The organism is Ruegeria sp. AB10 (assembly GCF_056542745.1).
The window spans coordinates 498,406-524,009 of sequence record NZ_JBQGAI010000001.1; the positions used below are offsets into that span (position 1 = coordinate 498,406).

21 protein-coding genes and 1 riboswitch are annotated in these 25,604 nt (G+C 60.6%); of the genes, 7 read left to right on the top strand and 14 right to left on the bottom strand.

Annotation, left to right across the window (positions count from 1 at the left end; translation table 11 throughout):
* Position 1: 1 nt before the first annotated feature.
* Positions 2 to 1,024: a ketol-acid reductoisomerase gene (gene ilvC / locus ACR0NT_RS02475; RefSeq protein ID WP_170441820.1), complete on the top strand. Its 1,023-nt coding sequence runs from the start codon at positions 2 to 4 to the stop codon at positions 1,022 to 1,024.
* 78 nt (positions 1,025 to 1,102) lie between these two features.
* Complete coding sequence (locus ACR0NT_RS02480) at positions 1,103 to 2,005, top strand: DMT family transporter (RefSeq protein ID WP_170671013.1); 903 nt, start codon at positions 1,103 to 1,105, stop codon at positions 2,003 to 2,005.
* Here ACR0NT_RS02480 and glmM read toward each other — a convergent pair.
* The 8 genes from glmM to ACR0NT_RS02520 all read right to left on the bottom strand — a co-directional run bounded on the left by glmM (position 2,002) and on the right by ACR0NT_RS02520 (position 13,061).
* A complete protein-coding gene (gene glmM, locus ACR0NT_RS02485; RefSeq protein ID WP_170441814.1) occupies positions 2,002 to 3,345 on the bottom strand; it encodes a phosphoglucosamine mutase in 1,344 nt (447 codons plus the stop codon). The genes ACR0NT_RS02480 and glmM overlap by 4 nt on opposite strands.
* 34 nt (positions 3,346 to 3,379) lie before the next feature.
* Positions 3,380 to 4,378, bottom strand: a complete 999-nt coding sequence (gene folP / locus ACR0NT_RS02490; protein WP_170441811.1) for a dihydropteroate synthase — start codon at positions 4,376 to 4,378, stop codon at positions 3,380 to 3,382.
* Positions 4,375 to 5,295 carry a dihydroneopterin aldolase gene (locus ACR0NT_RS02495; protein ID WP_170441807.1) on the bottom strand — a complete coding sequence of 307 codons (921 nt, stop codon included), beginning with the start codon at positions 5,293 to 5,295 and terminating at the stop codon, positions 4,375 to 4,377. Before ACR0NT_RS02495 ends, folP begins: the two co-directional genes overlap by 4 nt.
* Before the next feature lie 258 nt (positions 5,296 to 5,553).
* Positions 5,554 to 6,195: a cell wall hydrolase gene (locus ACR0NT_RS02500; RefSeq protein WP_480442577.1), complete on the bottom strand. Its 642-nt coding sequence runs from the start codon at positions 6,193 to 6,195 to the stop codon at positions 5,554 to 5,556.
* A 186-nt stretch (positions 6,196 to 6,381) separates the two neighbouring features.
* A complete protein-coding gene (locus ACR0NT_RS02505) occupies positions 6,382 to 8,922 on the bottom strand; it encodes a pyruvate, phosphate dikinase (protein WP_170441804.1) in 2,541 nt (846 codons plus the stop codon).
* Between the two features lie 64 nt (positions 8,923 to 8,986).
* The gene (glyS, locus tag ACR0NT_RS02510; protein ID WP_170671011.1) at positions 8,987 to 11,308 is read right to left on the bottom strand and encodes a glycine--tRNA ligase subunit beta; all 2,322 of its coding nucleotides are present in this window, start codon (positions 11,306 to 11,308) and stop codon (positions 8,987 to 8,989) included.
* 9 nt (positions 11,309 to 11,317) lie between these two features.
* Entirely contained in the window at positions 11,318 to 12,532 is a 1,215-nt protein-coding gene (gene gltS, locus ACR0NT_RS02515) for a sodium/glutamate symporter (protein WP_170671009.1), read from the bottom strand.
* Positions 12,533 to 12,539: 7 nt separating this feature from the next.
* Positions 12,540 to 13,061 (bottom strand): DUF6446 family protein, encoded by a 522-nt coding sequence (locus tag ACR0NT_RS02520; protein ID WP_170671006.1) that lies wholly within the window; start codon positions 13,059 to 13,061, stop codon positions 12,540 to 12,542.
* A gap of 91 nt (positions 13,062 to 13,152) precedes the next feature.
* Between ACR0NT_RS02520 and ACR0NT_RS02525 the strand changes: the two genes are divergently transcribed.
* Complete coding sequence (locus ACR0NT_RS02525) at positions 13,153 to 13,785, top strand: MarC family protein (protein WP_170671005.1); 633 nt, start codon at positions 13,153 to 13,155, stop codon at positions 13,783 to 13,785.
* Positions 13,786 to 13,793: 8 nt separating this feature from the next.
* Here the strand turns inward: ACR0NT_RS02525 and ACR0NT_RS02530 are convergent, their stop codons facing one another.
* On the bottom strand, positions 13,794 to 14,723 hold the full coding sequence (locus ACR0NT_RS02530; protein ID WP_170671003.1) for a glycine--tRNA ligase subunit alpha: 930 nt from the start codon (positions 14,721 to 14,723) through the stop codon (positions 13,794 to 13,796).
* A 205-nt stretch (positions 14,724 to 14,928) separates the two neighbouring features.
* Here ACR0NT_RS02530 and ACR0NT_RS02535 point away from each other — a divergent pair, with 205 nt between their 5' ends.
* Complete coding sequence (locus ACR0NT_RS02535; RefSeq protein ID WP_170671001.1) at positions 14,929 to 16,668, top strand: serine protease; 1,740 nt, start codon at positions 14,929 to 14,931, stop codon at positions 16,666 to 16,668.
* 51 nt (positions 16,669 to 16,719) lie between these two features.
* Here the strand turns inward: ACR0NT_RS02535 and ACR0NT_RS02540 are convergent, their stop codons facing one another.
* The 5 genes from ACR0NT_RS02540 to metZ all read right to left on the bottom strand — a co-directional run bounded on the left by ACR0NT_RS02540 (position 16,720) and on the right by metZ (position 23,404).
* Entirely contained in the window at positions 16,720 to 18,294 is a 1,575-nt protein-coding gene (locus ACR0NT_RS02540; RefSeq protein ID WP_170670999.1) for a thiamine pyrophosphate-binding protein, read from the bottom strand.
* A complete protein-coding gene (locus tag ACR0NT_RS02545; protein ID WP_170441781.1) occupies positions 18,294 to 19,742 on the bottom strand; it encodes a TrkH family potassium uptake protein in 1,449 nt (482 codons plus the stop codon). The genes ACR0NT_RS02540 and ACR0NT_RS02545 overlap by 1 nt, the downstream gene beginning before the upstream one ends.
* Before the next feature lie 50 nt (positions 19,743 to 19,792).
* Entirely contained in the window at positions 19,793 to 20,662 is an 870-nt protein-coding gene (locus tag ACR0NT_RS02550) for a hypothetical protein (protein ID WP_170670997.1), read from the bottom strand.
* 277 nt (positions 20,663 to 20,939) lie between these two features.
* The gene (gene folE2, locus ACR0NT_RS02555) at positions 20,940 to 22,043 is read right to left on the bottom strand and encodes a GTP cyclohydrolase FolE2 (RefSeq protein WP_170670995.1); all 1,104 of its coding nucleotides are present in this window, start codon (positions 22,041 to 22,043) and stop codon (positions 20,940 to 20,942) included.
* Between the two features lie 170 nt (positions 22,044 to 22,213).
* The gene (metZ, locus tag ACR0NT_RS02560; protein ID WP_170441773.1) at positions 22,214 to 23,404 is read right to left on the bottom strand and encodes an O-succinylhomoserine sulfhydrylase; all 1,191 of its coding nucleotides are present in this window, start codon (positions 23,402 to 23,404) and stop codon (positions 22,214 to 22,216) included.
* Positions 23,405 to 23,469: 65 nt separating this feature from the next.
* Positions 23,470 to 23,547: riboswitch (SAM riboswitch) on the bottom strand.
* A gap of 402 nt (positions 23,548 to 23,949) precedes the next feature.
* Here metZ and ACR0NT_RS02565 point away from each other — a divergent pair.
* The 3 genes from ACR0NT_RS02565 to ACR0NT_RS02575 all read left to right on the top strand — a co-directional run bounded on the left by ACR0NT_RS02565 (position 23,950) and on the right by ACR0NT_RS02575 (position 25,596).
* Positions 23,950 to 24,639: a glutathione S-transferase N-terminal domain-containing protein gene (locus ACR0NT_RS02565; protein WP_170441770.1), complete on the top strand. Its 690-nt coding sequence runs from the start codon at positions 23,950 to 23,952 to the stop codon at positions 24,637 to 24,639.
* A 115-nt stretch (positions 24,640 to 24,754) separates the two neighbouring features.
* Positions 24,755 to 25,216: a MarR family winged helix-turn-helix transcriptional regulator gene (locus tag ACR0NT_RS02570; RefSeq protein ID WP_170670993.1), complete on the top strand. Its 462-nt coding sequence runs from the start codon at positions 24,755 to 24,757 to the stop codon at positions 25,214 to 25,216.
* 2 nt (positions 25,217 to 25,218) lie between these two features.
* Positions 25,219 to 25,596 (top strand): hypothetical protein, encoded by a 378-nt coding sequence (locus tag ACR0NT_RS02575; protein ID WP_170441763.1) that lies wholly within the window; start codon positions 25,219 to 25,221, stop codon positions 25,594 to 25,596.
* Positions 25,597 to 25,604: the final 8 nt, after the last annotated feature.

The following is a 25,604-nucleotide window of genomic DNA, read 5'->3' on the forward strand; positions in this document are numbered from 1 at the left end:
CATGCGCGTCTATTACGATCGCGATTGCGACATCAACCTGATCAAAGACAAAAAAGTGGCCATCCTGGGCTATGGCTCGCAAGGCCACGCCCACGCGCTGAACCTGCGCGACTCGGGTGCGAAAAACCTCGTTGTCGCTCTGCGCGAAGGCTCGGCATCCGCCAAGAAAGCCGAAGCCGAAGGTCTGCAGGTCATGGGTATCGCCGAAGCGGCGGCTTGGTGCGACGTCATCATGTTCACCATGCCCGACGAACTGCAGGCAGAGACCTACAAGAAATACGTGCATGACAACATCAAGCCCGGCTCGGCCATTGCCTTCGCCCACGGTCTGAACGTCCACTTTGGCCTGATCGAGCCGAAAGAAGGCGTCGACGTCATCATGATGGCCCCCAAAGGCCCCGGCCACACCGTGCGTGGCGAATATGTCAAAGGCGGCGGCGTGCCCTGTCTGGTCGCTGTCGACAGCGACGCAACTGGCAAAGCGCTTGAAATCGGCCTGTCCTATTGCTCGGCCATCGGTGGCGGCCGTTCGGGCATCATCGAGACCAATTTCCGCGAAGAATGCGAAACCGACCTGTTCGGCGAGCAGGCCGTTCTGTGCGGCGGTATCGTTGAGCTGATCCGCTGCGGCTTCGAAACGCTGGTCGAGGCAGGCTATGCACCTGAAATGGCCTATTTCGAGTGTCTGCACGAGACCAAGCTGATCGTTGATCTGATCTATGAAGGCGGCATCGCCAACATGGACTACTCGATCTCGAACACTGCGGAATATGGCCAGTACGTCACCGGCCCGCGCATTCTGCCCTATGAGCAGACTAAGAAGGCGATGAAAGAGACCCTTTCGGACATCCAAACCGGCAAGTTCGTGCGTGACTTCATGCTGGAGAACGCCGTTGGTCAGCCGACCATCAAAGCGGCCCGCCGCCACAACGACGAGCATCAGATCGAGCAGGTTGGTAAGAAACTGCGCGACATGATGCCGTGGATTTCTGCTGGCAAGCTGGTCGATCAGGAAAAGAACTGATCCTGACTGTTCAAAGCGAAAGGGCGGCCAAACGGCCGCCCTTTTTCGTCACAACCGCTTTCGGCCCCAAGGCGCAACATGATTGACCAACCCACATCCCGCGATTGGAGCGGCGTTATTACTCTGGGCCTCATCTGGGGCGGGACGTTCATGGTTGTCGCCATGGCGCTAGAGGGATACGGGCCGGTCACCGTTGCCACCGCACGCACCACGTTGGGGGCGCTGACCTTGCTGGGGATGATGGCGCTGACCGGGCGCAAGCTGCCGTCGGGCGACCCGAAGCTTTGGGGTTACATCGCGATCATCGGCCTGTTGTCCACGGCGCTGCCCTTCTTGCTGCTCAGCTGGGGGCAGCAATATGTGGCCTCGGCCTTTGCGGGACTGTCGATGGCCGCCATTCCGCTGATGGTATTGCCGCTGGCACATTTCTTTTCCGATGAGCCGTTGAACCTGCGTAGACTCGTTGGGGTCTCGCTGGGATTTTGCGGAGCATTGGTGCTGATCGGTCCAGGGCTGGCTCAGATCGGACAAGGTGCGGAACCCGTGGCCCAACTTGCCTGTATCGGGGCGGCCCTGTGCTATTCCTGCGCGTCGATCTTTACCCGGCGCTGCCCGCCGATTGATCCGGTGGTGCTGGCTGCGCTGTCACTGGTCGTTGGCGCGGCGCTTTTGCTGCCGATCATGCTGGTGACCGAGGGCCTTCCCCGCTGGGAGGGCGCACGCCCCGGTCTGGCGATCATAGCGCTGGGTCTTTTGCCCACCGCCTTTGCCACTTTGCTGCGCGTTTCGATCATACGCAGCGCCGGGTCCGTTTTCCTGACGCTGGTCAATTATCAGGTACCGATCTGGTCGATGATCTTTGGCGCCTGGATTCTGTCCGAAGCCCTGCCCCTGCGGTTCTACATCGCGCTGATCATGATCCTGACCGGGCTGGCCATCAGCCAGTGGTTCAGCCTGCGCAAGATGCTGATCGGGCGTTAACCCGCGACAGCTTCGACCTCGGCCACGATGCCATCCACAACCTGCGTCAACAGGGCATCGTCCTCACATTCCGCCATCACACGGATCAGGGGTTCTGTTCCCGACTTGCGGATCAGAAGACGTCCGTGTCCGTTAAGGCGCGCCTCTGCATCGGCGATGGCAGCCTGTACGCTGGCAGTTTCCAAAGGTGTCTGCCCCTCACCGTAACGCACGTTCTTAAGAAGCTGTGGAACGGTTTCGAACTGAACCGACAGTTCGGATGCCTTGCGGCCCGAATGCACCATCTCGGCCAGGAAATGCAGACCAGCCATCAACCCGTCACCGGTGGTGGCATAATCGCTCATGACAATGTGACCCGACTGCTCACCGCCCAGATTGAACCCGCCTTCGCGCATCCGTTCAACGACATAGCGGTCGCCAACCGCCGTCCGCTCCAGCCGCAGCCCCTGCGCGCCAAGGTGGCGTTCCAACCCCAGGTTGGACATGACCGTCGCAACCAGCGCATCGCCCTGCAGACGCTCTGCCTTGGCCCAACTGGTAGCAAGCAGCGCCATAAGCTGGTCACCGTCAGCCACCTGCCCGTGTTCGTCGACCATCACGACGCGGTCGGCATCGCCGTCCAGGCAAATCCCAACGTCCGCGCCATGGGCCACGACCGTCTCGGCCGCCAACTGAGGTTTGGTCGACCCGCAATTCAGGTTGATATTCTTGCCGTCCGGCGCAATCCCGACCGGAATAACGTCGGCGCCAAGCTCCCACAGAACCTCGGGCGCGGTGCGGTGTGCGGCGCCATTGGCGCAATCCACCACCACTTTCAGCCCGTCCAGACGCAGGTCGCGGGACAGCGAAGACTTGACCCGCTCACCATAGCGGAACCGCGCATCATCCACCCGGCGCGCGCGACCGATATTTTGCGCCTGCGCAGGGCTGACGCCCTCTTCGATCAGACGTTCGATTTCCAGCTCTGCCTGATCGGACAGCTTGTAGCCGTCGGGGCCAAAGAACTTGATGCCGTTATCCTCGGCCGGATTGTGACTGGCCGAAATCATCACACCCAGATCAGCCCGCATCGACCGGGTCATCAAACCCACCGCCGGCGTCGGCACCGGACCCAGCAACAGCACGTTCATCCCGGTCGAGGTCAGCCCCGCCGTCAGCGCGTTTTCCAGCATATATCCGGACAGGCGCGTGTCCTTGCCGATCACCACCCGGTGTGCTTCAGAATGATCCTTCCGGAAATACCGCCCGACAGCAGCCCCAATGCGCAGGGCCATCTCGGCCGTTATCGGATGGGTATTGGCGGTGCCCCGCACTCCGTCGGTTCCGAACAGCTTGCGCATCGTGTCACTCCGTTATTTCTTGCCTGCGACCGGATTACCGGACGGCAGCCCACAGACGCAAGGCCTGAGCGGTCTCGGGCACGTCATGAACGCGCAGGATTTGCACGCCTTGGGACAATCCTGCCAAAGCAACGGCGATTGATCCCGGCGCGCGGGCGTCCTTGCGCGGTTCCTGGCCGATTTGCCCAATGAGCCCCTTGCGCGACACGCCCAGCAGGATCGGACAGCCGATCCCGTGGAACAGGCTGAGATTTTGCAGAAGGGTCAGATTGTGCGCCTGCGTCTTGCCAAATCCAATGCCCGGATCAATCACGATCCGGGCGCGGTTCAGGCCCAGTTGCTCTAACTGCGCCACCATCCCGTCAAGGAAATCGTACACATCCAACAGCACGTCATCATATTGCGGATCGTCCTGCATCGTGGCCGGATCGCCCTGCATGTGCATCACGCAGACCGGGGCATCAACCTCGGCGCAAAACGGCGCAAGCTGCGGATCAAAGGTAAAGCCTGAGACGTCATTGATCAGCCCCGCCCCCGCATTCCACGCCGCCCGCGCAACGCTGGCCTTACGGGTGTCGATGGAGATCAGCGCCTGCGTATTGGCGCGGATGGCCTCGATAACAGGTTGGGTTCGCGCGATTTCTTCGTCTTCCGGCACGTACGAGGCCCCCGGACGCGTCGACTCGCCACCGATATCCAGAATGCTGGCCCCATGCGCCACCATCTGTTCGGCCGCGGCTGCGGCTGCCTCGACCGAGTTATGCACGCCGCCATCGGAAAAGCTGTCCGGTGTCGCGTTCAGGATACCCATGATCTGCGGCCGGTCCATCGCAAGCCCGGCGATCTCGGCGCGCGGCCCGGTCAGGCGTGCAAGCACGTCGTCGGGGATGTCCTGTGCGGAAACAACCGCCGGGGTTTCGGTTCGGGATAGCCGTTCGGCATGCGTGAACCACAGAGTCTGACCGGCAAGAGGCACCGCGCCCGCTGGGCGGGCCGGGCCATGTTGCACCAGCGGTCTGAAGTATTCGGTCACAGTTGCGCCTGGTCCACGGGAATGGCGCGCAGAGGCGTCTTCGGCGCGGTCGGCAAGGCACCGCCGATCACCATCATTTCGCTGGCTTCAAACGTGGCTGCGAACCACGCCGCCAGGGCAACGGCGTCCGAAGGCGCGGCAGAGGGGCCGTCAACCGCATCCAGCACGATCTTGGACGGGGCCCAGACACAGATCTGACCGTTCTTCATCGCCCAATCCAATTCGGTCCGCGTCGACACCACCACACAGCGATGATCCCGCGCGGCCAGAACCCAGGCGTTCTGTTCAATCGCCAACAGGTCGATCCGGCGCTGCGTCATCGCATGGCCGGTCTGCGGCATATCCATATCCGCAGCCCCCACGCACAGGATCAGAGGACGCTGGCGGTTCTCCAACTGGTCAATCCATCCGGTCAGATTGGACGAGGCAATCGCCTCATTCGACAGGAATACCAGCCGCGGATGGGGGCGTTCTTCCTCAACCAAATCGTGGTGGATCGTGTCCTTGCCACGCACGATCTCGACGCCCAGAGCACCGGGGCCACGGTCCAGCTTTTCAATGCGAACAAAGGCTCTTACGGCCTGAGGTTCCAGCAAGATGCGCTCGGCCACACGATCCGCCAGAGTTTCCAGCAGGTTCAGGCGCTCGGCCGCCAGTTCGTGGGCAATCGCCTCGGTCACGCGGTCGTAGGACAGGATGCGATCCACGTCGTCGTCAATCGGATCGGTCAGCGGCCGCACCTCGACCACAATGTTGAAGCAGATGCGCTGTGTCGTACCGCGCTCGGCCTGAAAGGCGCCGATCTCGACCTCGACAATATGGTCCCTGAGCGAGATGCGATCCAGCGGACCGCGCGTGGCGGTCGCTTCGGACCGCTCGGACGGATGCGCAAAGGCAAGACGGATTTCAGAGCTCATGCAAAGGACCTTTTCGGGCTTGGTGGGCTGATCAGCCAACACTATAGGATGCGCGGGCGTATAACACCGCCTCAAACGCCATTCCAGATACCGAATGCGGCGTCAGGGAAAGCGACCCGGATCATTCAACCCAATACGCCCTGTCCCGGCAATTGACATTTGGTCGGTCTGATCGAACACCGGCGGGCCCGGCCCTTGGACCCACAATCGGCCAAGTACGACACCCCGCGCCACTTTTCTGGCAGCGCGGGGCGCCCTTTAGTTGCTCGCTGTTCGGTAGTTGTGCCTGTAGAAGATATGCACACCAATCCGCGCTGTTTCCTTGTAGACGCGCGACCACGACGGGTTCACAGCGGTGGTGTGGTAATGCGTGGCGCCTTCGGTCAGTTCCTTGGCGACACCGTCAATTGCGGCCCGCGCGACCTTGGAAACACGCTCATATGCCTTTTTCTCGCGGATGACTTCCTTGTGGCCGTCACAGGTATAGGTGAACTGGCACTGATATTTCTTGCCGGTTCCCTGCTTGATCACGCCGCACAACGAGTCCGGAAACCGGCTGCTTTTGACACGGTTCAGAATGACCTCGGCCACGGCGAACTGACCGCGCACGCTTTCGCCGCGCGCTTCAAAGTACAGCGCCTCGGCCAGGCATTTAAAGCCTTCATCCCCGGTGGCCTTGGGCTGTTGATCCAGCCAAGCCTTCGAATAAGAGACTTTTACTGGCTCAAGCTCTTTGCGGGGCTTGAACAGATTCAGATAGTCGCGAAAGTTCTGCCCGGGCAGTTCGCTCCGGGTGACAAGTTCGCGTTTGGCAGTATCGGTGGCTTCCCTTTCAGCGAAAGACACACTCGGCAACAGGGTTGCCGCCATTGTGGCAGCAGCCAGTATGTATCGTAGCATCAGATAACCTCGCACAGGCACAAATCGCGCCGTACCCTCCCCCGGCGGGCGCGACGAGGCATTTAGCGCAGTCCGGCCGAGACGTCCAGATCAGAAGAAAACGCAAGTGGAAAATCGCCCGTGAGGAAAATTAATTCCAGCACAAGGTTGCCTGAAAACCACTAATCCTAGGGCAAAAGACGAGTGTCAACCCCCAAGTCTGGACGAAATCGCCAGTTGAGCGGAAGCCAGCCGAGCGACAGGCACCCGAAACGGAGAGCATGACACATAGTCAAACCCCAGATCGCGGCAAATGGCGATTGATTCGGGGTTACCACCGTGTTCGCCGCATACGGACAGGGTGACATCCGGCTGCGCCTGCCGCCCCCGTTCGGCCCCGAGTTTCAGCAATTCCCCCACCCCGTCCGGGTCGAGTACATGGAACGGATCCTCGACAAACACGCCCTGACGCACATAGGCCGACATGAACCGGCCCGCATCGTCTCGGGACAGGCCATAGGTCATCTGGGTCAGGTCGTTGGTACCGAAACTCAGGAACGAGGTCTGCGGTGCGATCTCATCCGCCCGAAGACAGGCACGCGGGGTTTCGACCATGACGCCCAACCTGTACTCGAACTCCTGCCCGCGTTCGTTCGCCACTGCGGCCGCGACCGAGTCGATGCGGGATTTGACCAGTTCCACCTCACGCTTGGCGGAAACCAGAGGGATCATCACCTCGGGCACCACGGGGGCACCGTCCTTGCTGGCCTCAAGTGTTGCCTCAAAGATGGCGCGGGCCTGCATGTCGTAGATTTCGGGCACAGTCACGCCCAGACGCACCCCACGCAGACCCAGCATTGGGTTGTATTCGGTCATCGCCGCCACGCGCCGCTCAACGTCTGAAACCGGTAGGTCCAGAGCCTCTGCCAGTTCGCGCTGTCCGCTGCGCGTGGTCGGCAGGAATTCGTGCAACGGCGGGTCGAACAGGCGGATGCAGACCGGCTGCCCCTCCATGATCCGGAACAGCTGTACAAAATCCTCACGCTGCATCGGCAGCAGCCGCTCCAGCACCGCCGCGCGGCCCGAGGATGTTTGTGCGAAAATCATCTCGCGCATCACGATCAGGCGGCCGGGGTCAAAGAACATATGCTCGGTTCGGCACAGACCAATCCCCTGCGCCAGAAAGTTCCGCGCCGTCTGCGCATCGGCGGGCGTGTCGGCATTGGCACGGATGGCAATGTCACGCTCATCATCAGCCCAGCCCATCAGCGTCTGAAAACAGTCATCCAGCGCGGCCTCAAGCATGGCGGGCTGCCCCGCCAGTACCTGCCCCGAGCTTCCGTCAATCGTCAGCGTGTCGCCGGTTTTGAACACACGACCATCCGGCGCGGTCAGCAACCTTTTCTTGGTCTGGAACCGCATCTCGGACGCGCCAACGATACAAGGCAAACCCAATCCGCGGCCAATCACGGCGGCGTGGCTGGTCATGCCGCCCTTTTCAGTCAGCACCGCTACGGCCGCGTGCATCCCGCGCACGTCTTCCGGAGAGGTCTCGCGACGCACCAGAATACAGGGCTCACCGCGCGCGGCACTGGCTTGCGCCTCGGCAGCGGTGAACACGATCTTGCCGGTCGCAGCCCCGGGGCTGGCGGCGATACCGGTGGTCAGAACGTCCCGACGCGCTTCGGGGTGAACCTGCCGGTGCAGCATTTCGTTCAGAGAATGCGGATCGACCCGCATCACCGCCTCTTGCGGCAGAATGATGCCATCTTCGGCCAGCCGGACCGCGATCCGCAGCGCGGCCCGCGCACTGCGCTGTACCCGCACGCCGTCCAAGATGTGGACATGGCCGTTTTCGATCACGAACTCGACCTGCATTTCCTCGCGCAGCTTGGTGCGCATCAAAGCGGCATGGGACTTGAGGTTGGCAAAGGCCTCGGGCGCCACTTCTTCCAGCGACTTGCCGCGCGGGTCCTTTTCCAGATAGAGCGCCGCCACGCCCTCACCCAGCGCATCCCGCCCCTGACTCTGGCTCAGGTATCGGCCTGTGATCTGCGGCAATCCTGTGGTCGAGTCGATCAGTTGCAGAACACCCGATCCGCATTCGCCCTGACCGACACCGGGGATCATTTCCTGAATCACCAGCCCCAGCCCCGCATCTGCAGGCGCGCCCTTGGCCTGGCGCAGCAAACGGGCCGATGTTCCATCCCACGCCCGCGCCATCGATCGCAGCACGGCAATCAACTGCTCGCCCCGGTCCTGCGGGAACGCCTCGTCGGTTTCATCCTCATAGGCCCGCAGAGACAGGCGCAGCCCTTCGCTGCCATCCGCGTCGATATCATCGAACACATCCGCGTCCAGGCGGGCCACATGGATGGCAAAGCTTTGCACAAAACGCAGATACAGCGCGGCAGCGGCCTCGGCCCCCATCGAATCCGACAGGTCCACATAGCGCGCGTCGTTCATGCCGATATTCAGAATCGCGCCGGGGCCACCCCAATCAGGGTCCTCGGAACTGGGCCGCACACAAAGCAGCGCGGCCTGATCGAACTGTTCAAGAATGGCCGCGATGTCGGGCACATGCCCTTCAGCAATCCGTTGGACCGCATCAAAGGACAGCGCCACCGTCCGAGGCACCGGCAGGTCCAGACGGACCAGGCGTTGCAGACATTTCGCCCGCCCCCCGTGCGAGACGGTGGTCACGGGCGCTGTTGACGTGATCAGAGTGGTATGCGGATTATTCTGCACTGCGGCACCTTTTGATTTGCACGCAGCATAAGCCCCTGCACCAATGGCGCAAGGGCGTTCTGGCTTAGCCTTCGATCTTGCTGAGGTCGGCGACGCTGGAGCAGACCTGACGGATTTGGCTCAGCAGGTTCAGGCGGTTGCGGCGCAGGATGTCGTTGTCGGTATTGACCTGAACATCTTCGAAAAACGCATCCACCGGACCACGCAGCACAGCCATTGCGGACATGGCCGACGGAAAATCTTCGGCCTTTAAGGCAGTGTCGATCTCTTTTTGCGCCCCATCCAAAGCGGCAAACAGCGCCTTTTCGCTGTCCGTCTCAGCAAACTTCACATCCGCCCCATAGGAGTATTCGACGCCGTCCTTCTCTTCGGCCTGTGTCAGGATGTTATTGGCCCGCTTGAACCCTTGCACGAGGTTTTCCCCGTCCTCAGTCGCAATCACCGCGTTCAGAGCGCGGGCGCGTTTGACCAGCAGGTTGAGGTCGTCATTCCCCTCCATCGCGATACAGGCGTCGATGATGTCGTGACGGATACCCTCGTCGCGTAGGAAGACTTTGAGGCGGTCGTGGAAGAAAGAGAGGAGATTGTCTATCAAGTCTCCGAGCTTAAACACATGATGCTCACGTTCATCATATTCACAGATGAACCCGTGAACTTCCCCGTTCCAAATTTCTCCGAAGTCCTTGCGGGCGACAACACCAAGTCCAATATACCGTTCCCAAACAACAGCTAGATCATCATGTTCCCATCCAGAGTAGTTATCAAACGTATAAACGCCAGCCGGATCGCTACCCTTGATACTTGGAACTAGACTGTCCATGAGTGCGAATTTACGGTCAACCGCCCAATCCCCAAGAACCCCCCGAAGAGAGGTTTCGATCAACCGCTTCAGTGAGAACGCAATGTTCCGCTCCAAAATCAACCGAATAACCCCCAACGCCGCCCTGCGAAGGGCAAACGGGTCTTTCGACCCGGTGGGTTTCTCATCAATCGCCCAGAATCCGGTCAGCGTATCCAGCTTGTCCGCTAGCGCCACAGCCACGGAAACCGGCGCGGTCGGCACGTCGTCGGACGGACCCAGCGGCGAGTAATGCTCCTCACTCGCCTGCCCCACTTCAGCAGGCATTTCAGCGGCCTCGGCGTAGTAGCGGCCCATGAGCCCCTGCAGCTCGGGGAATTCGAACACCATCTCGGACGACAAATCCGCCTTGCATGCCTGCGCGGCCATCATCGCCAGCGCCGGATCGGCCCCCACCGCCGGGGCCAGTTCATGCGCAAGCGTCGCGATGCGGTTCACCCGCTCACCCTGCGAGCCCAGCTTGGCATGGAAGGTCACCGTGTCCAGCTTTTCCACCCATGGCTCGAACCCGTCGGATTTGACGGTGCGCAGGTCGTTCTCCCAGAAGAACTTCGCATCGGCCAGACGCGCCGACAGAACCTTTTGGTTCCCCGCCAGAATGGTCACGCCATTGTCGGCGGTCTCGCGGTTGGCGACGGTGATGAAACGTTCAATCCGGCCGGTCTTGGGATTGTGGACCGAGAAGAATTTCTGGTGCTCTTTCATCGAGGTCTGCAGCACCTCGGGCGGCAGGTTCAGGAATTCGTCGTCGATCTGCCCCATCAGCACCACGGGCCATTCGACCAGACCAGCGACCTCGGCCAGCAGGCCTTTGTCCTCAACCACTTCCAGCCCGGCGGCGAAGGCCATGTTCTGCGCGTCGTTCCAGATGTGTTCAGCCCGGTCGGCGGGGTTCAACACCACAAAGGCGCGCTTCAGCTTGGCGGCGTAATCATCGAACGACGTGACCGCAAACCGGTCGGGCGCCATGAAACGGTGCCCTGCGGTGGTGTCGCCAGATGTGATGCCATCAACCTCGAGCGGCACGACTTGCGCGCCCGCCTCATCGGTCAGGATACACAGGATCGAGTGCAGCGGGCGAACCCAGCGCAGCGGGCCACTGCCCCAGCGCATGGACTTGGGCCACGGGAAGTTGCGGATGGTGGCCTCAAGCACTTCGGCCACGATTTCGGCCGCCGGGCGCCCGGCTTTCTCGATGGTGGCAAAGTAGACCGCGCCCTTGGGCGTGTCGCGCTCTTCCAATTGATCGCGGGTCAGGCCAGCGCCACGCAGGAACCCTTCGATGGCCTTGTCCGGCGCGCCGACCTTGGGGCCTTTGCGTTCCTCGCGGATAGTGGGGCTCTCGGACAGCAGGCCTTCGATCGCCAGGGTCAGGCGGCGCGGCGTCGTCAGGGCGGCAGCCCCGGCATAGGTCAGGCCAGCCTCGACCAGACCATCGGTGATCCGCTTTTTCAGGTCCTCGCCCGCGCGGGTTTGCATACGGGCGGGGATTTCTTCGGAAAACAGTTCGATCAACAGGTCGGGCATACTCGGTCCTTAGAAATTGACGATCGTCTGAATGACGATGGCATTGGCGATGTCCACAAAGAAGGCGGATACAAGGGGCAGCACGATAAAGGCAATAGGTGACGGACCATATCGCTTGGTAACTGCGGTCATATTGGCAATTGCGGTCGGCGTCGCACCCAGGGCAAAGCCGCCGAACCCGGCAGACAGAACGGCGGCGCGGTAGTTCCCACCCATCACCGGGAACAGCACCCAGATCACAAATGCCACGGCAAACAGTGTCTGGGCGGCCATGATGACAACGATGGCCAGGCCAAGCTCTGCAATGGTCCAAAGCTGCAGGCTCATCAGCGACATAGCCAGAAACGCGCCCAGCGAAAACTCGGAGATCAGCGCCAGTGAGGGCGTTCGCGAAACCGGCCGCGCTTTGGGGGCCAATACTGCGCGCAGGTTGGCGATGACGATACCCATGATGAGGCAAGGTACGAACAAAGGAAGTTTCAGCCCGGTGGCGACGATTGCCTCGTTCAGAAGAACACCGAAGATGATCGCCAGATTCAGGTAAAGCAACACGCGCATGATGGTCAGGTGATCGATCCTGGTTTCGGCCTCGGCCGCATCATCCGGCAACCCGACCGTGTGCTCTTCGTCCGGGCGATCCGGCGTCAGGTTCCTGCCCTCGACCAGCAAGCGGGCAATCGGCCCACCCACCAGCGCAGCCAGAACAAGACCAAGCGTCGCCACAGCCACGCCCAACTCGGTCGCGCCCTCAAGCCCGGTGACCGCGCCGACGTCGGGGGCCCAGGCGATAGCTGTACCGTGCCCGCCGATCAAAGAGGCAGAACCAAAGAGAACCCCTGCCTGAGCCGGATATCCAAAGGCAATAGCCCCGACAGCCCCAACGGCATTCTGCGCAACGATTGTCACCAGGGTCAAAATGAGAAGCAGCAACAATGGCTTGCCGCCGGAAATCAGATCGGCCAGCCGCGCGTTCAATCCGATCCCGGCAAAGAACACGATCAGCAGGAAATCGCGCGAGGCGAGGTCGAAAACCAGCTCAAGCCCCGCCATGAGATAGAGAAACAGCAAAACAAAAGAAGCCAGCAACCCGCCAGTGACAGGCTCCGGGATATTGAACTGACGCAGCAGAGCGATCCGCGCGTTGATCTCAGCCCCAATCAGGTAGACCGCAATGCCAAGCGTGGCGGTCAGAAAACCGGGAATGTGGATCGCTGCATCGGTCATGACACTCTCAGCTTTCGGGCCGGGGCGGACATTCCTCGCCGACAACCGTTCCGTCATAGGCCTTTTCGCCGCAATTGTTCAGCGCGTGCCAGACATAGCCCCTACCATCCGTGGTGATCGCAACGATGCGGTCGACCCCGTAATGAATGTTCTTGGCCCCCATGAACGCCTGGGCCTGCCCCGACTTAAGGGCCTCGGCGATGGCCACAGCATCGTAGCAGCCAAACCAACCCGGCGCGGTCAACGGTTCGGGGTTTTCCACCCGCTGGAATGTCGCCAGATCCTGGGCCGTCAAATCGGTTTCAAAACACGCCCGGTACCGGATCGGAGAGCTGTCGGCGTCAATCGCCTGAAACGCCGAATACGGGATCGGCTGCGGGTCTTCTGTTCCTTCGACCCACAGGGACACATCCGCACCCGGCTGAGGTTCGACATCGTAATAGAACCCATAGACCTGAAGGTAATACATGCCAACACCGGCCACGGCCGCAGACAAGACGAGGATGAGTGCAAGCAGTTTTCCGGTCATCTTTTCGACATCCTGATCACGCGACCTCTTTCAACTTTATGGGAAATGAGCCAGTTTCCAGATTGATACAGGCCGGAACGAGGTTTTTGGAATGGACATGACCCTTGCCGTTGGGTTCTTCGGCGCGCTGTTTGCGATCATGAACCCGATCACCAACCTGCCCGTTTTCCTGAGCGTCACCGACGGCCTGACCCCTGCCGACCAGCGCAAGGTGGCTGCAAAGACGGCGACGTACTGCCTGATCCTCGGCGGTGCTTTCGCGGCCATTGGCAACCAGACGCTGGGTCTGTTCGGGATCAGCGTGGATGATCTGCGTGTCGCGGGTGGTCTGGTCGTTCTGATGATCGGCTTGAACATGCTGAGCGGTAAAGAAAGCACCACGCATCACGGAACCGAGGGGGAAAAGCAAGCCTACCCCGAACCCGCCACGGTTGCCTTCTACCCGCTGGCTTTCCCAATTCTGGTTGGGCCCGGCACGATCACGACACTGATCCTGTACGCGCACCACATTTCCAAGCCGATGGACACCGTTATCTACGCAGGCGTCTTTCTGGCTGTGCTGTTCTTGTTGTTCATCACATTCTGGAACGCGTCTGCCTTGGCCAAGCGATTGTCGGCCAATGCCCGCGTGATCATGAGCCGCTTCATGGGCATGATCCTGTCGGCCATCGCAATCAGCATGATCGCGGATGGCCTGAAAGTGCTTTTGCCCGGATTGGCCTGAGCGCCCCATCAGGCCTCAAACCCGGCGGCCTCGGTCAGCAGGAACGCATCGGCACATTGCTTGGCCAGCGCCCGAACCCGACCGATATAAGCTTGCCGCTCGGTCACCGAGATCACGCCGCGCGCGTCCAGCAGGTTGAACACATGGCTGGCCTTGATGCACTGGTCATAGGCGGGGTGCGCCATGACGATACGTTTGCCGGTTTTGGGGTCGTCATGTTCCTGCGCCAGAATGGCGGCGCATTCGGCCTCGGCCTCTTCGAAATGGCGCAGCAGAACTTCGGTGTTGGCCACGTCAAAGTTCCAGCGGGCGTATTCCTCTTCGGTTTGTTTGAAGATGTCGCCATAGCTCAGCGGGCTCGGTGACTGAGGGTCGTTGAAGGGCATGTCCATCACATGATCGATGCCCAGCACATACATCGCCAACCGTTCTAGACCATAAGTCAGTTCGCCCGAAACCGGCGCGCAGTCATGGCCACCGACTTGCTGGAAATATGTAAACTGGCTGACTTCCATTCCGTCACACCAAACCTCCCAACCCAGGCCCCAGGCGCCCAGCGTTGGGCTTTCCCAGTCATCCTCGACAAACCGAATGTCGTGCAGATTCATGTCGATGCCGATGGCCTGCAACGAACCCAGATACAGTTCCTGCAGATCCGGCGGGCTGGGTTTGATCAGCACCTGATACTGATAATAGTGCTGCAACCGGTTAGGGTTCTCACCATAGCGGCCATCAGTCGGGCGACGCGACGGCTGCACATAAGCCGCAGCCCATGCCTTGGACCCCAAAGCGCGCAGAGTGGTCGCCGGGTGGAACGTACCCGCACCAACCTCCATGTCGTAGGGCTGTAGGATTGCGCAGCCCTTCGAGGCCCAATAGGTCTGGAGACGCAGGATAATTTCCTGAAAAGAACGTGGTGCTCTGGACGGTTCGGTCATGACATTCCCTTTGGGCACATCCGCGCCCGGTTCCGGTCGGTTTTGTCCTTCCTATGCAAGGGGCCAAGGGGCGTCAACGGGCCAATGGGCCCCGGCTGTCACTGCACAGCCACACTGGAAATTCCCCGTTCTCCGGGCATGGCTTTCCGCGGGTCAAATCGCTTAGTCTGCGGCAAAGCCAAAACACTGCGGATACGGGCAGACAATGACACGAGTAATCACTGCAATTTTGTTTCTATTTCTCTTCGGCACGCGCGCCGTTTTTGCACAGCAGGAGGCAGGCGTCTGGGTACAGGTCGAAGCCCGACCGACGCTGAGACAGGCGCAGGAACGCGCGCAAGCCTATGCAAACGTTCTGCCAGACGTGAACGGGTTCCGCCTGAACTCTGGCTGGTATGCCATTGTTATCGGGCCTTATTTGCGCAGTGACGCTGAGCAGGTTCTGCGCGTTTACCGGGCCGAGGGGCAGATTCCGGCAGACAGCTACATCGCATTCTCGAATTCTCTGGCTCAGCAATTCTGGCCCGTTGGTTCAAGCTCTCAGGGCCAAGGCGCGGTGACCCCGCCGGTCGAGCCCACACCGCAGCCCGACCAATCCACCGCCGGGCTGACCCCTCAGCCTTCGGATGAGACGCGGTCGCAGGCGCTGCAATCCGAACGCGTTTTGACAGCGCAGGAGCGCAAGGATCTGCAAACCGCCCTGCAGGCCGCAGGGTTCTATAACTCGACCATCGATGGCGCGTTTGGTGCGGGCACCCGCCGTTCGATGGGGGACTGGCAGCGGTTCAGCGGCTATGAGCCCACCGGAGTTCTGACCACGGCGCAGCGCACGGCTCTGATGGACGACTATAACGCCCCGCTGATCAGTGTCGGCATGGAGCGCCATTCCGACACGCAGGCCGGCATCGATCTGGACCTGCCCCTGGGCGTCATCGGTTTTGACCGCTACGAGGCCCCCTTTGCGCATTTCAAAGGCACCAGCGATCTGAACGCCAAGGCGCTGTTGATCAGCCAACAGGGCAACAAATCCACCCTGCGCGCACTTTTTGAGGTGATGCAATCGCTGGAGATTGTGCCTCTGGACGGTCCGCGGCAACTGCGCGGTGACCGTTTCACGCTGGAGGGTCGTGGCAACGGGATCGTGTCCTACACTGAAGCAGCGCTGAAAGGCGACCAGATCAAGGGCTTTACGTTGGTCTGGCCCGAAGGTGATGAGGCCCGCCGCGCGCGGGTTCTGGCCGCGATTAAGGCCAGCTTCACCACAAATGACGCCGTACTTGACGCCGATGCCGGAGCGGATGCCGATCAGCGGATCGATCTGGTCTCGGGCCTGCAAGTGCGCAAGCCCCGCTTGTCCCGGTCCGGTTTCTTCACCGATGCAAACGGCACGGTTCTGACCGTGTCAGAGGCCACGGACAGCTGTACCCGCATCACCTTGAACGACGATCAGGAGGTTCAAGTGGCCTGGGCAGATACCGATCTTGGCGTGGCCGTGCTGCGCCCTCGACGCAGTCTTGTGCCGATCGGCATCGCCGAGTTCAGCGCCGACAAACCGCGCATTCAGTCCGAGGTCGCGGTGTCGGGTTTCTCATATGAAGGCGCGCTGGGTGCACCAACGCTGACCTACGGCCAGATCACCGATGTGCGGGGCCTGGATGGTGAGGACGGCGTGAAACGCCTTGCATTGGCGGCGCAACCCGGCGACGCGGGCGGCCCGGTCTTCGACGACAATGGACAAGTTGTCGGCATGCTGCTGCCCACCCCGTCCGAGGGGCGCACCCTGCCCGCTTCGGTCAGTCTGGCGGCAACTGCAGACCGCTTGAATGAAGCTTTGGAAAAGGCCGGTGTATCTGGTCAGCCCAGCCAATCAACCGCCGAGGTTTCACCCAATGAGCTCAGCAGACGGGCCAACGGAATGACCGTGCTGGTGCATTGCTGGGACTAAACTGATCTACAAAACGAAAGACGCTGCCCCTTCGGGCGGCGTTTTTTCTTGCTAGGCGATGTCCGGGGTCACCCGGATCAGTGTCGGAACCGGGGCATGAAACGCGGCTCGTACAGCTGCCTGCATCTCTTCCAGACTACCCGGAGCGGCGGACAAGGCCCCAAAGGCCTCGGCCAGTTTGCAGAAATCAGGGTTGCGCGCCACCACAGCGCTGGGGGCAATCTGGCCAAGGACCATGCTGTCTTCGATCTCTTTCAGCTTGCCGTTGTCCCACAGGATGATCGGCAGAGACAGGCCCAGCTCAACCGCTGCGCCCAGCTCCATCATCGTGTAGTGAAACCCGTAATCCCCCGCGATCACGGCGGTGGGTTTGCCCCGGCGCGCGACCGCGCCCCCGATCCCGGCAGGCAGCGCATAGCCCAGCGTACCGAACCCGGTCGGATGGTGCCAATGATAGGGGTAAGCCATGTCCCAGACCTCTTTCGCGACATAGGCGAACTGGGTCATGTCGGAATAGATCATCGTGTCGGCCGGCATTGCGTCGCGCAAGGCGTCCAGCACCGGCACGATCCCAGGACGTTCGGCATCGGATTCCGCCCGCCAGCGTTTGCGGGCCTCGGCGACCTCTTCCAACGTCCAGCCCGTTGCCGGTTTAACGGCGCCAATCGACGCCCACAGGGCATGGGCAAAGCTCTCACCATCTAACTGCAGCTTGATCCCCGCGCGGTGATGGTCGGACAGAACCTGCGGATCCAGATCGACCCGCACCAGATGAGAGGTGTGCCCCAGCGTGTCGCGCCACAGGTCAACCTCACCCAGCTCTGCCCCCACCGCAACCACCAGATCGGCGGACCCTATGACATCGGCACTGTCTGGACGCGGCAGCGTGGCGCCGAAATCCAGCGCATAGCCAAGCCCTGCCATCCCTCGACCGGTATAGGTGGTGAAACATGCGGCCCCCAACTGCGTCAGAATTTGCCGCCATAAGTTTGACCGCGCCCCTCCGCCCAGAATGAACAGCGGTCGGCGCGAGATATTCAGCAAGGACATGAGCGGCGCCAGATCAGGCGGCACCACCTTGGACCGCAAACCGGGCTGATTGGGAAATGGCGCCGGATCGGCCCCGGCCTCAAGCTGGGCAATTGGCACCTGAATATGCTTGGGGCGCGGGCGGCAGAGTTCGAATTCCTCAAAGGCACGCTCGACCAGCCCATAAGCCGCTTGAGCCGTATTGGCCTGACGGGACCAATCCGTCACGGTTTCGGCGGCACCGCGTTGATCCTTCATCTGGTGCAACTGGCCCTGTACGGCGTCAGTCTCGTCCAGACAGGATGACATCACCAGCATCGGCACTGAATCCGAATAGGCCTGCCCCATTGGCGTCATGATGTTGCACAGCCCCGGCCCGGTGATCACATACGCCACGCCCGGCCTGCCGGTTGCACGGGCATAGCCGTCGGCCATAAACCCTGCCCCCTGTTCATGACGGGCCAGAACATGCGTGATACCCGCCTCTTCGATGCCCCGATACATTTCCTGGTTGTGAACGCCGGGGATGCCGAAAATCACGTCAACGCCCCGGTCCTTCAACATATGTGAAATCTGGGCGCCCAGAGGTCTTCTCATCAACTTCTCCAGAATTGGGCAGTAAACAGCGCGTAGACGGCCAGCAGTTCCAGCCGCCCGACCAGCATACCAATGGACAGCAACCACTTGGCCGTGTCGTTGAGATTGGCGAAATTGCCCGCCGGGCCGATCTGATCGCCCAGCCCCGGCCCCACATTGGCCAGCGCTGTCGCCGCGCCTGAGACCGACGTTATGAAGTCCAGCCCCGTCAGCGCCAGCGCCCAGGCCAGCACGCCCAACGACACCACGAAGAACATGAAGAAGCTCATGACCGAAGTCAGAACATCCGGCCCGATCGTTCGCCCGTCATAACGCGGCGCAAATACGCCATGCGGCGAGCGGATACGCTGAATCTGGGTTTTGATCGAGGCAAACAACAGCTGATAGCGGAACACCTTGATCGAACAGGCGGTCGAGCCCGCGCAACCTCCGATCAGACCGATCAGAAAGAATAGCATGACCGGGAAACTTCCCCACAACATGTAATCAACGCTGGCATAGCCGGTGCCCGAGATGATCGAGGTGACGTTGAACAGTGACTCGCGGAAGGCCTGTTCCCAATGGTGCGGAAAGACCCTCAGCAGAAACACGGCCATGATCACGACCAGCACCAGAATCGTAGCCAGAAAGGTGCGTATCTGGCTGTCCTGCCACAAAGAACTTGTATTGCCATTGGCGAACTGGACATAGCGCACGAACGGCAGCGCAGCGAGGATCATGAACACCGAGGCCGCGTATTCCGCCGGGCCAGAAAATGTGCCAAAGGACGCGTCATAGTTGGAAAACCCGCCGGTCGAAATTGTCGTCAACGCGTGAACGACGGCATCAAAGAATCCCATCCCCAGACCAGCATAGACCAGTGCACAAACAAAGGTCAGGAAGACATAGATCAGGGAGATCTGGCCCGCGATTTCCTGCGCGCGCGGCAGGATTTTCCCCATGGTTTCAAATCCTTCCGAGCGGAAGATTTGCATGCCTCCAACCCGAAGCTCAGGCAGGAACACCATGGCGACAACAATGATGCCGATCCCGCCCAGCCATTGCAGCACGCCACGCCACAGCAGCAGACCCTGTGGCAGGTCATCGAGACCGGAAATAACGGTGGAACCGGTGGTGGTCAGCCCTGACATGGCCTCGAAATAGGCATCGACAAAGCGCAGTTCGGTCTCACCGAACAAGAACGGGATAGCGCCGAAAAGCGGCAGCGCCACCCAGACGCCGGTGGTCAGTAAAAAGGTCTGACGGATCGTCAGACCTTCGCCCACCCCGTTCGAGCAGCTGATGGACAGGACAACGCCCGTCAGCATGGTGATAACACCGCTTTCCAGAAATACGTGCCACTCGCCCCGACCTTCGATGAGATCCGCAAGCATGGGCAGCATCATGGTCGCCCCAAGAATGGCGACCAACAGGCCAATCACATATCCAACCGGGCGCATGTCCGTCATGAGGCGCAGCGTTGTCGCGCCTGCACGACGGTGTCAAGCGGATGTCCCGTTTACTCGTCCGTTTTGCTGGCAGGTGTGGGCATTGCGGGCGGCTTCGAAGGCGCACGCGTCCGGCGTTGAGACGCCGCGGTTTCTACCTTGGGTGCGACCTGCTTGGCCTCTACCTTAGGGGCCACCGTTTTGGCCACCGGTGCCGCAGGTTTGGCCGCAGGTGCAACCGGCTTGGCGACCTCAGCCTTCGGGGCTGCGATGTTCGCTGCTTGTACCTTGGGCGCGGCAGGCTTGGCGGCGGCAGGTTTTGCCGGAGCCTTAGGTGCCGCAGTCTTCTTTACGGTCGTGGGGGCCGCCGGTTTAGGCGATGCAGCTTTTGCCGTGGCCTTGGGCGCCGCAGGTTTGGCGGCTGTTTTTGCCGCAACGAGCTTGGGCGCCTGTGCCTTGGGTGCCGGCTTGGCAACCGCAGGCTTTGCCGTCGCCGCAAGACTTGCGGGCTTGGGCGCGGCAACTGCCGGTTTGGCCTCTTGCGGTTTTGCTGCGTTTGCGGGCTTTGATGCCGCGGGAGCAGCCGTTGCCTTGGCAGGGGCAGCCGTCTTCTTGGCCGGAGCGGCCGCCTTTTTGGCTGCGTCAGGTTTAGGCGATTCGGCCTTTGGCTTCACCGCCGCTTTGGCACGTGCGACCGGCTTGGCCTTCGGCGCCGCCGCCGGTTTGGGCTTGGCTGCGGTCGCTTTGGACTTGAACTCGGGCTTTGCAGCAGCTGGCGCCGGACGTGCGGATGACGCGTGCAGAGCGTGTACCGGCGCAAACGGCAACTCCATGGCCGAAGTGGCCAGAATTTGCATAATCTTCAGTTGGTTGCTAACCGCGTAGCCGGCCATGCGGATGGCCGCCGCCTGAAATTCCAGCGGCTGGGTAATCGGATTCATTAGTCGTTTCTCCTGTGAAAGCGATGCAACCTTCAAAGGGAAGAAGCACCCTGCTCCGCCCTGATGTCTGGGGCGGATTGCCAAGGCTCGAAGTCCCGGGGCGTCTCACGTCTCGGCTTCCTCTCAGTGCGGCAATACGGCTGACAAGCGCGCAAACCACGGCTGCAATCCCCTTTACTTTACGTCAAAGAAAATGCGGCCGCAGCTTTTTTCGCTGCGGTGCGGCGAAAGTTCGCCATTTTGTCTAATTTCGAGACTTCAGATGCGCCTTTTTTAGTCATCCGATGTGAAAAAGGGTCGAGAACAGGCGCGGGTCCAGGCTGGCCGACACAAAGGTCGGACCTTCGGTCAGAACCGATACCGCATCATGGCTGTGCAGACTTTCCTGATGGCTGGCCACAACGCGGAAATCCCCGATATGGTGATCGGCCAGAAGCTCGGCGCAGAACAGGCGGGCGGCGTCCTCGACGAAGATCGGATTGGCTGCGTTCAGCTCGGCAAATGCCTGTTCATCCTCACGCTTGACCATAACCTGCGTTTCTGTCGGCACCGCGCGACGGCAAAGCGCGATCAGGTCCTCGAACCACAGGCAATCGGCCTCACAATCAACAACGACCGAAATCCGCGCGACGGACCGCTGCGAATGCGGCGTCGCCAGTTGACCGCGCGTGGACCGCGCATGTTCGCTCAGCTCCAACGAGCATGGGCAGGTCGAGGAATAGACATAGTCCAGATGCATGATCTTCTGGCGCACGCCGTTCTGTTCGACCAGTTCCAGCGCGATGTCGTAATACTGGTATCCTTCCAGACCCGAACGCAGGCTTTTCACCCGATCCGGATAGGAAAACCGCATCTGGATACGCGCATCAAAACTGTCCAGATCGGTCATATAGTCGTTCAGCGCGGCCTCCATGACCTCAAAGCTGAACGTGCGCTCGGCATGTTTGTAGAACGAGCGCATGATCCGGGACATGTTGATGCCCTTCTTTTCAGCCTCAAGGCTGACCGTGCCGGTCACGGATGTCTCCAACGTCAGGTCGTCACCGTGCTTGCGGTGGAACCGGATCGGCAGGCGGAAATTCGATATCCCCACATGCTGAATCTGCTGTTTCGCCCCGCGGATCAGGCTGGACGGGCCGTTTTGAAGATCGGGCAATGTCGCGCGATAGGCGTCATCGACCTCAAACCCTTCGGGATATTCCCGCGACAGCGACGGGTAATTCGTCGGAACCAGCCCCGGCACAAGACGCGCAATGGCGGGATCAAGCTGGCTGATCTCGGCCTCGGTCGCGGTTTCGGCCCATTTGCGCAGCGTTTTAAGCGCGGCGGCGGCCTCATCATGGTCAGGTGCGTCATCAATGCTGCGGGGGTGCACGTTCATCGATCGGGGCTCCTCGGGTTGGTCGCCGGACTATATACAGCTTCGGCGCGTTTTCCAGTGTAACTGTATACGCGTCGAAACACAGCCCGGATCGAATTTACGTGAGGGACACGCTATTTGTGCCCCTCATCGTCAAGTTCGAAACGGCTGTAACAGGCAAATGGGCGCCGTTATTGTTGAGAAACGTCCAATGCGCGGCTGATATCGGCAAGCAGGTCGCCTGCGTCCTCAAGACCGATGGACAGGCGGATCAGACCCGGCGTGATGCCCAGCTCATCCTTCTGCTCATCGCTCAGCCGCTGATGCGTCGTGGTGGCCGGGTGCGTCGCAATCGACTTGGCATCGCCAAGGTTGTTCGAGATCACCGGAATAGTCAGCGCGTTCAGGAACGCAAATGCCGCGTCCTTGCCGCCCTTGATGTCCAGCGACAGCACCGTACCGCCCTTGCCGCCAAGCTGGGTCTGAACCAGCGCATTCTGCGCGTGGGTTTTCAGCCCCGGATACAGCGTCCGCTCCAGCGCGGCGTGACCCTCCAGTGCCTCGGCCACGGTCTGCGCGGTCTCGGCTTGCGCGTTGACCCGCAGGGCCATGGTTTCCAGACCCTTCAGCATGATCCACGCGCTGAACGGGCTGAGCGCGCCGCCGGTATGTTTCATATAGGGTTCAACTGTGCCGCGGATGAACTCTTTGGTGCCGATGATGACCCCGCCAAGAGCACGCCCCTGCCCGTCGATATGCTTGGTCGCGGAATAGACGACCACATCGGCCCCCTGCTCAATCGCGCGCGAAAAGACCGGGGTGGAAAAGACGTTGTCCACCACCACCAGCGCCCCGACCGCATGGGCCAGCTTGGAAACGGCGGCAATGTCGATCACCTCAAGCGTCGGGTTAGACATGGATTCAAAGAACACCGCCTTGGTGTCCGGCCGGATTGCCGCCTTCCACGCGTCCAGATCGGTGCCGTCGACAAAGGTGACCTCAACGCCATAGCGGGCCAGGATGTTTTCCAGAATATAGAGGCATGACCCGAACAGGGCCTTGGCGGACACGACGTGATCACCCGCCTTCAGGATCGAGGTCAGCGCACCGTTGACCGCCGCCATGCCGGACGCGGCGGCAAAAGCGTCCTCGCCCCCTTCCAGCGCGGCAATGCGCTGTTCGAACATCGACACGGTCGGGTTGCCGTAACGGGCATAGATGAACTCATCCGGGCCGGTCTCGATAAACCGTGCTTCGGCCTGTTCGGCGTTTTCATAGACGAAGCCCTGCGTCAGAAAGATCGCCTCGGACACTTCATTGTATTGGCTGCGACGGATACCGCCATGGACGGCTTGGGTGCGTTTGTTCCAGCTCTCGCTCATGTCATTCCTCTCGACCCTTGTCTGGCAAGGGCATCAAAAAAACCCCAGACGCGGTCAAGCGAAAGGGGCCTTTCATCCTGACCTTTTAGCGGTGTTGTTTAGCGTGGCCCGCAATCCGGTAACAAATCGCCACGTGGTGTGGTTGCCATTACGCCGCGGTTGCGGATGCGTCAACCCTTGCAACGGCATCGTCACGGTTCTGTAACCGTCCATTCACCAAAGCATCATAGCGTTGCGTCACATCGGCACCACAACATCTTGTGCGAGGCAGAGCAATGCCATCGGCGACACGTTCGCCCTGCACCGCAGCCCGCGATCTCCACTAGGCACCTCGCAGCAAACGCCCGACATCCGGGGGGCGGGCATCATCATGACCCACGGGTACAAATATCGCCCCGACGATGCCAAACACCCCAGGCAGATGCTCTGGCATTGCCAAAGGCACCCACGCGCCGCTGGTCACGGCTTTTTGCGCTGCCCCAATCCAAAGCTCTCTTGCCGTTTGCACAGAAAGCCTCATGATCCCTTCAAGCTGAGGAGGCATCATGATCGACCTGTATTTCTGGCCCACGCCAAACGGCTGGAAGGCATCCATCGCGCTGGAAGAGATGGAGCTGCCCTACACCACCCATCTGATCAACATCGGCAAGGGCGATCAGTTCGACCCCGAATTCCTGCGAATTTCCCCGAACAACCGGATGCCCGCCATCATTGACCCCGATGGCCCGGATGGCGCGCCGGTCTCGGTGTTCGAAAGCGGCGCGATCCTGATGTATCTGGCCCGCAAGACCGGGCGGTTTTACGGCAAAACCGAGCGCGACCGGATCGCTGTCGAAGAATGGCTGATGTGGCAGATGGGCGGCGTTGGCCCGATGGCCGGTCAGGCGCATCACTTCCTGAAATACGCCCCACAACTGGACCCGCCGCAGGACCTGCCCTACGCACAAGACCGCTATCGCGCCGAGGTCGGGCGTCTATACGGCGTGCTCGACCGGCGGCTGGCCGAAAACGAATACGTCGCGGGTGATTTCTATTCCATCGCCGACATATCGATCTGGGGCTGGGCCAGCCTGTGGGAGGGCCAGCAGCAGGTACTGGACGACAAACCCCATTTCACCCGCTGGCTTGAGGCCGTCAGCGCCCGCCCGGGTGTTCAGGCCGGACGCGCGCTACATGCGGAATTGCGTGGGGATCACCGGGACAAGCAATCGCAAGGGGTTTTGTTTAAGCGGTAAGGCTCGTTGATCCAATGTCAGTTCCGAGTCCTTTGCCACGGATTCTTCGCAACGAGTGAATGGCTGTTTTCTGGGAAATTTCGTTTCGCCTTGATTTATCCCTAACTAGGGATATATGGGTGCAATGAAACACGAAAATCACAACCGAGAAAACCAGGCCATCGTGCTCTCCCTGCTGCGCAGTCAGCAATTGTTCTTGCGCGCGATGGGGCCGGTTTTTCGTTCAGCAAGTTTGACAGCATCCCAATGGGATGCGCTGGAAACGCTCAGCAACAAGGGGGCGTTGTCGATCAATGACCTGATGCGGCTAACGCTGTCCACCTCTGGCAATCTGGACGTCGTGGTCAGGAATCTGATCCAAGCCGGTTTTGTAGAGAAGACGGTGGATGAAAATGACAAGCGGGCGCGGGTGCTGCGCCTGACACCCGCGGGGCGCCAAAAGGTGGCGGATTTCCTGCCGATCCACAATTGCGCTTTGGAACAAATATTCGGACGTCTCAGCGCACAAAACAAACGCGAGATTATCAAGACACTCAATCAGCTCCGCAAAAAACTGCCCCAACCCCAGAAAGACTGAACATGTCAAACAGAACCTTCTTGACCGCGCATGGCGTTATATACATTTTCTTCGCCCTAGCGCTGTTCTTTGCCCCGGCTGTTCTCTGGCCGAACTATGGCCTACAGCTTAACGACCAATACGCGGTGTTCCTGTCCCAGCATAACTCGATCTTTCTGGGCGGCGTCGGGATCATCAGCTTTCTGTTTCGGGACGCTGACGACGGCAGCGACACCGCCCAAAAAATCCTGATCGGCCTGATGTGGACCAACGTGCTTGGCGTCATCATCACGCTTTATGCCTGTTTGACAGGGATATTCACCGGGTTTGGATGGTCCGATCCAATCTTCTTTGCACTGCTTGCCATCCTGAGCTTTGCGCAGCTTGGCAAGAACCACTGAACGCACGT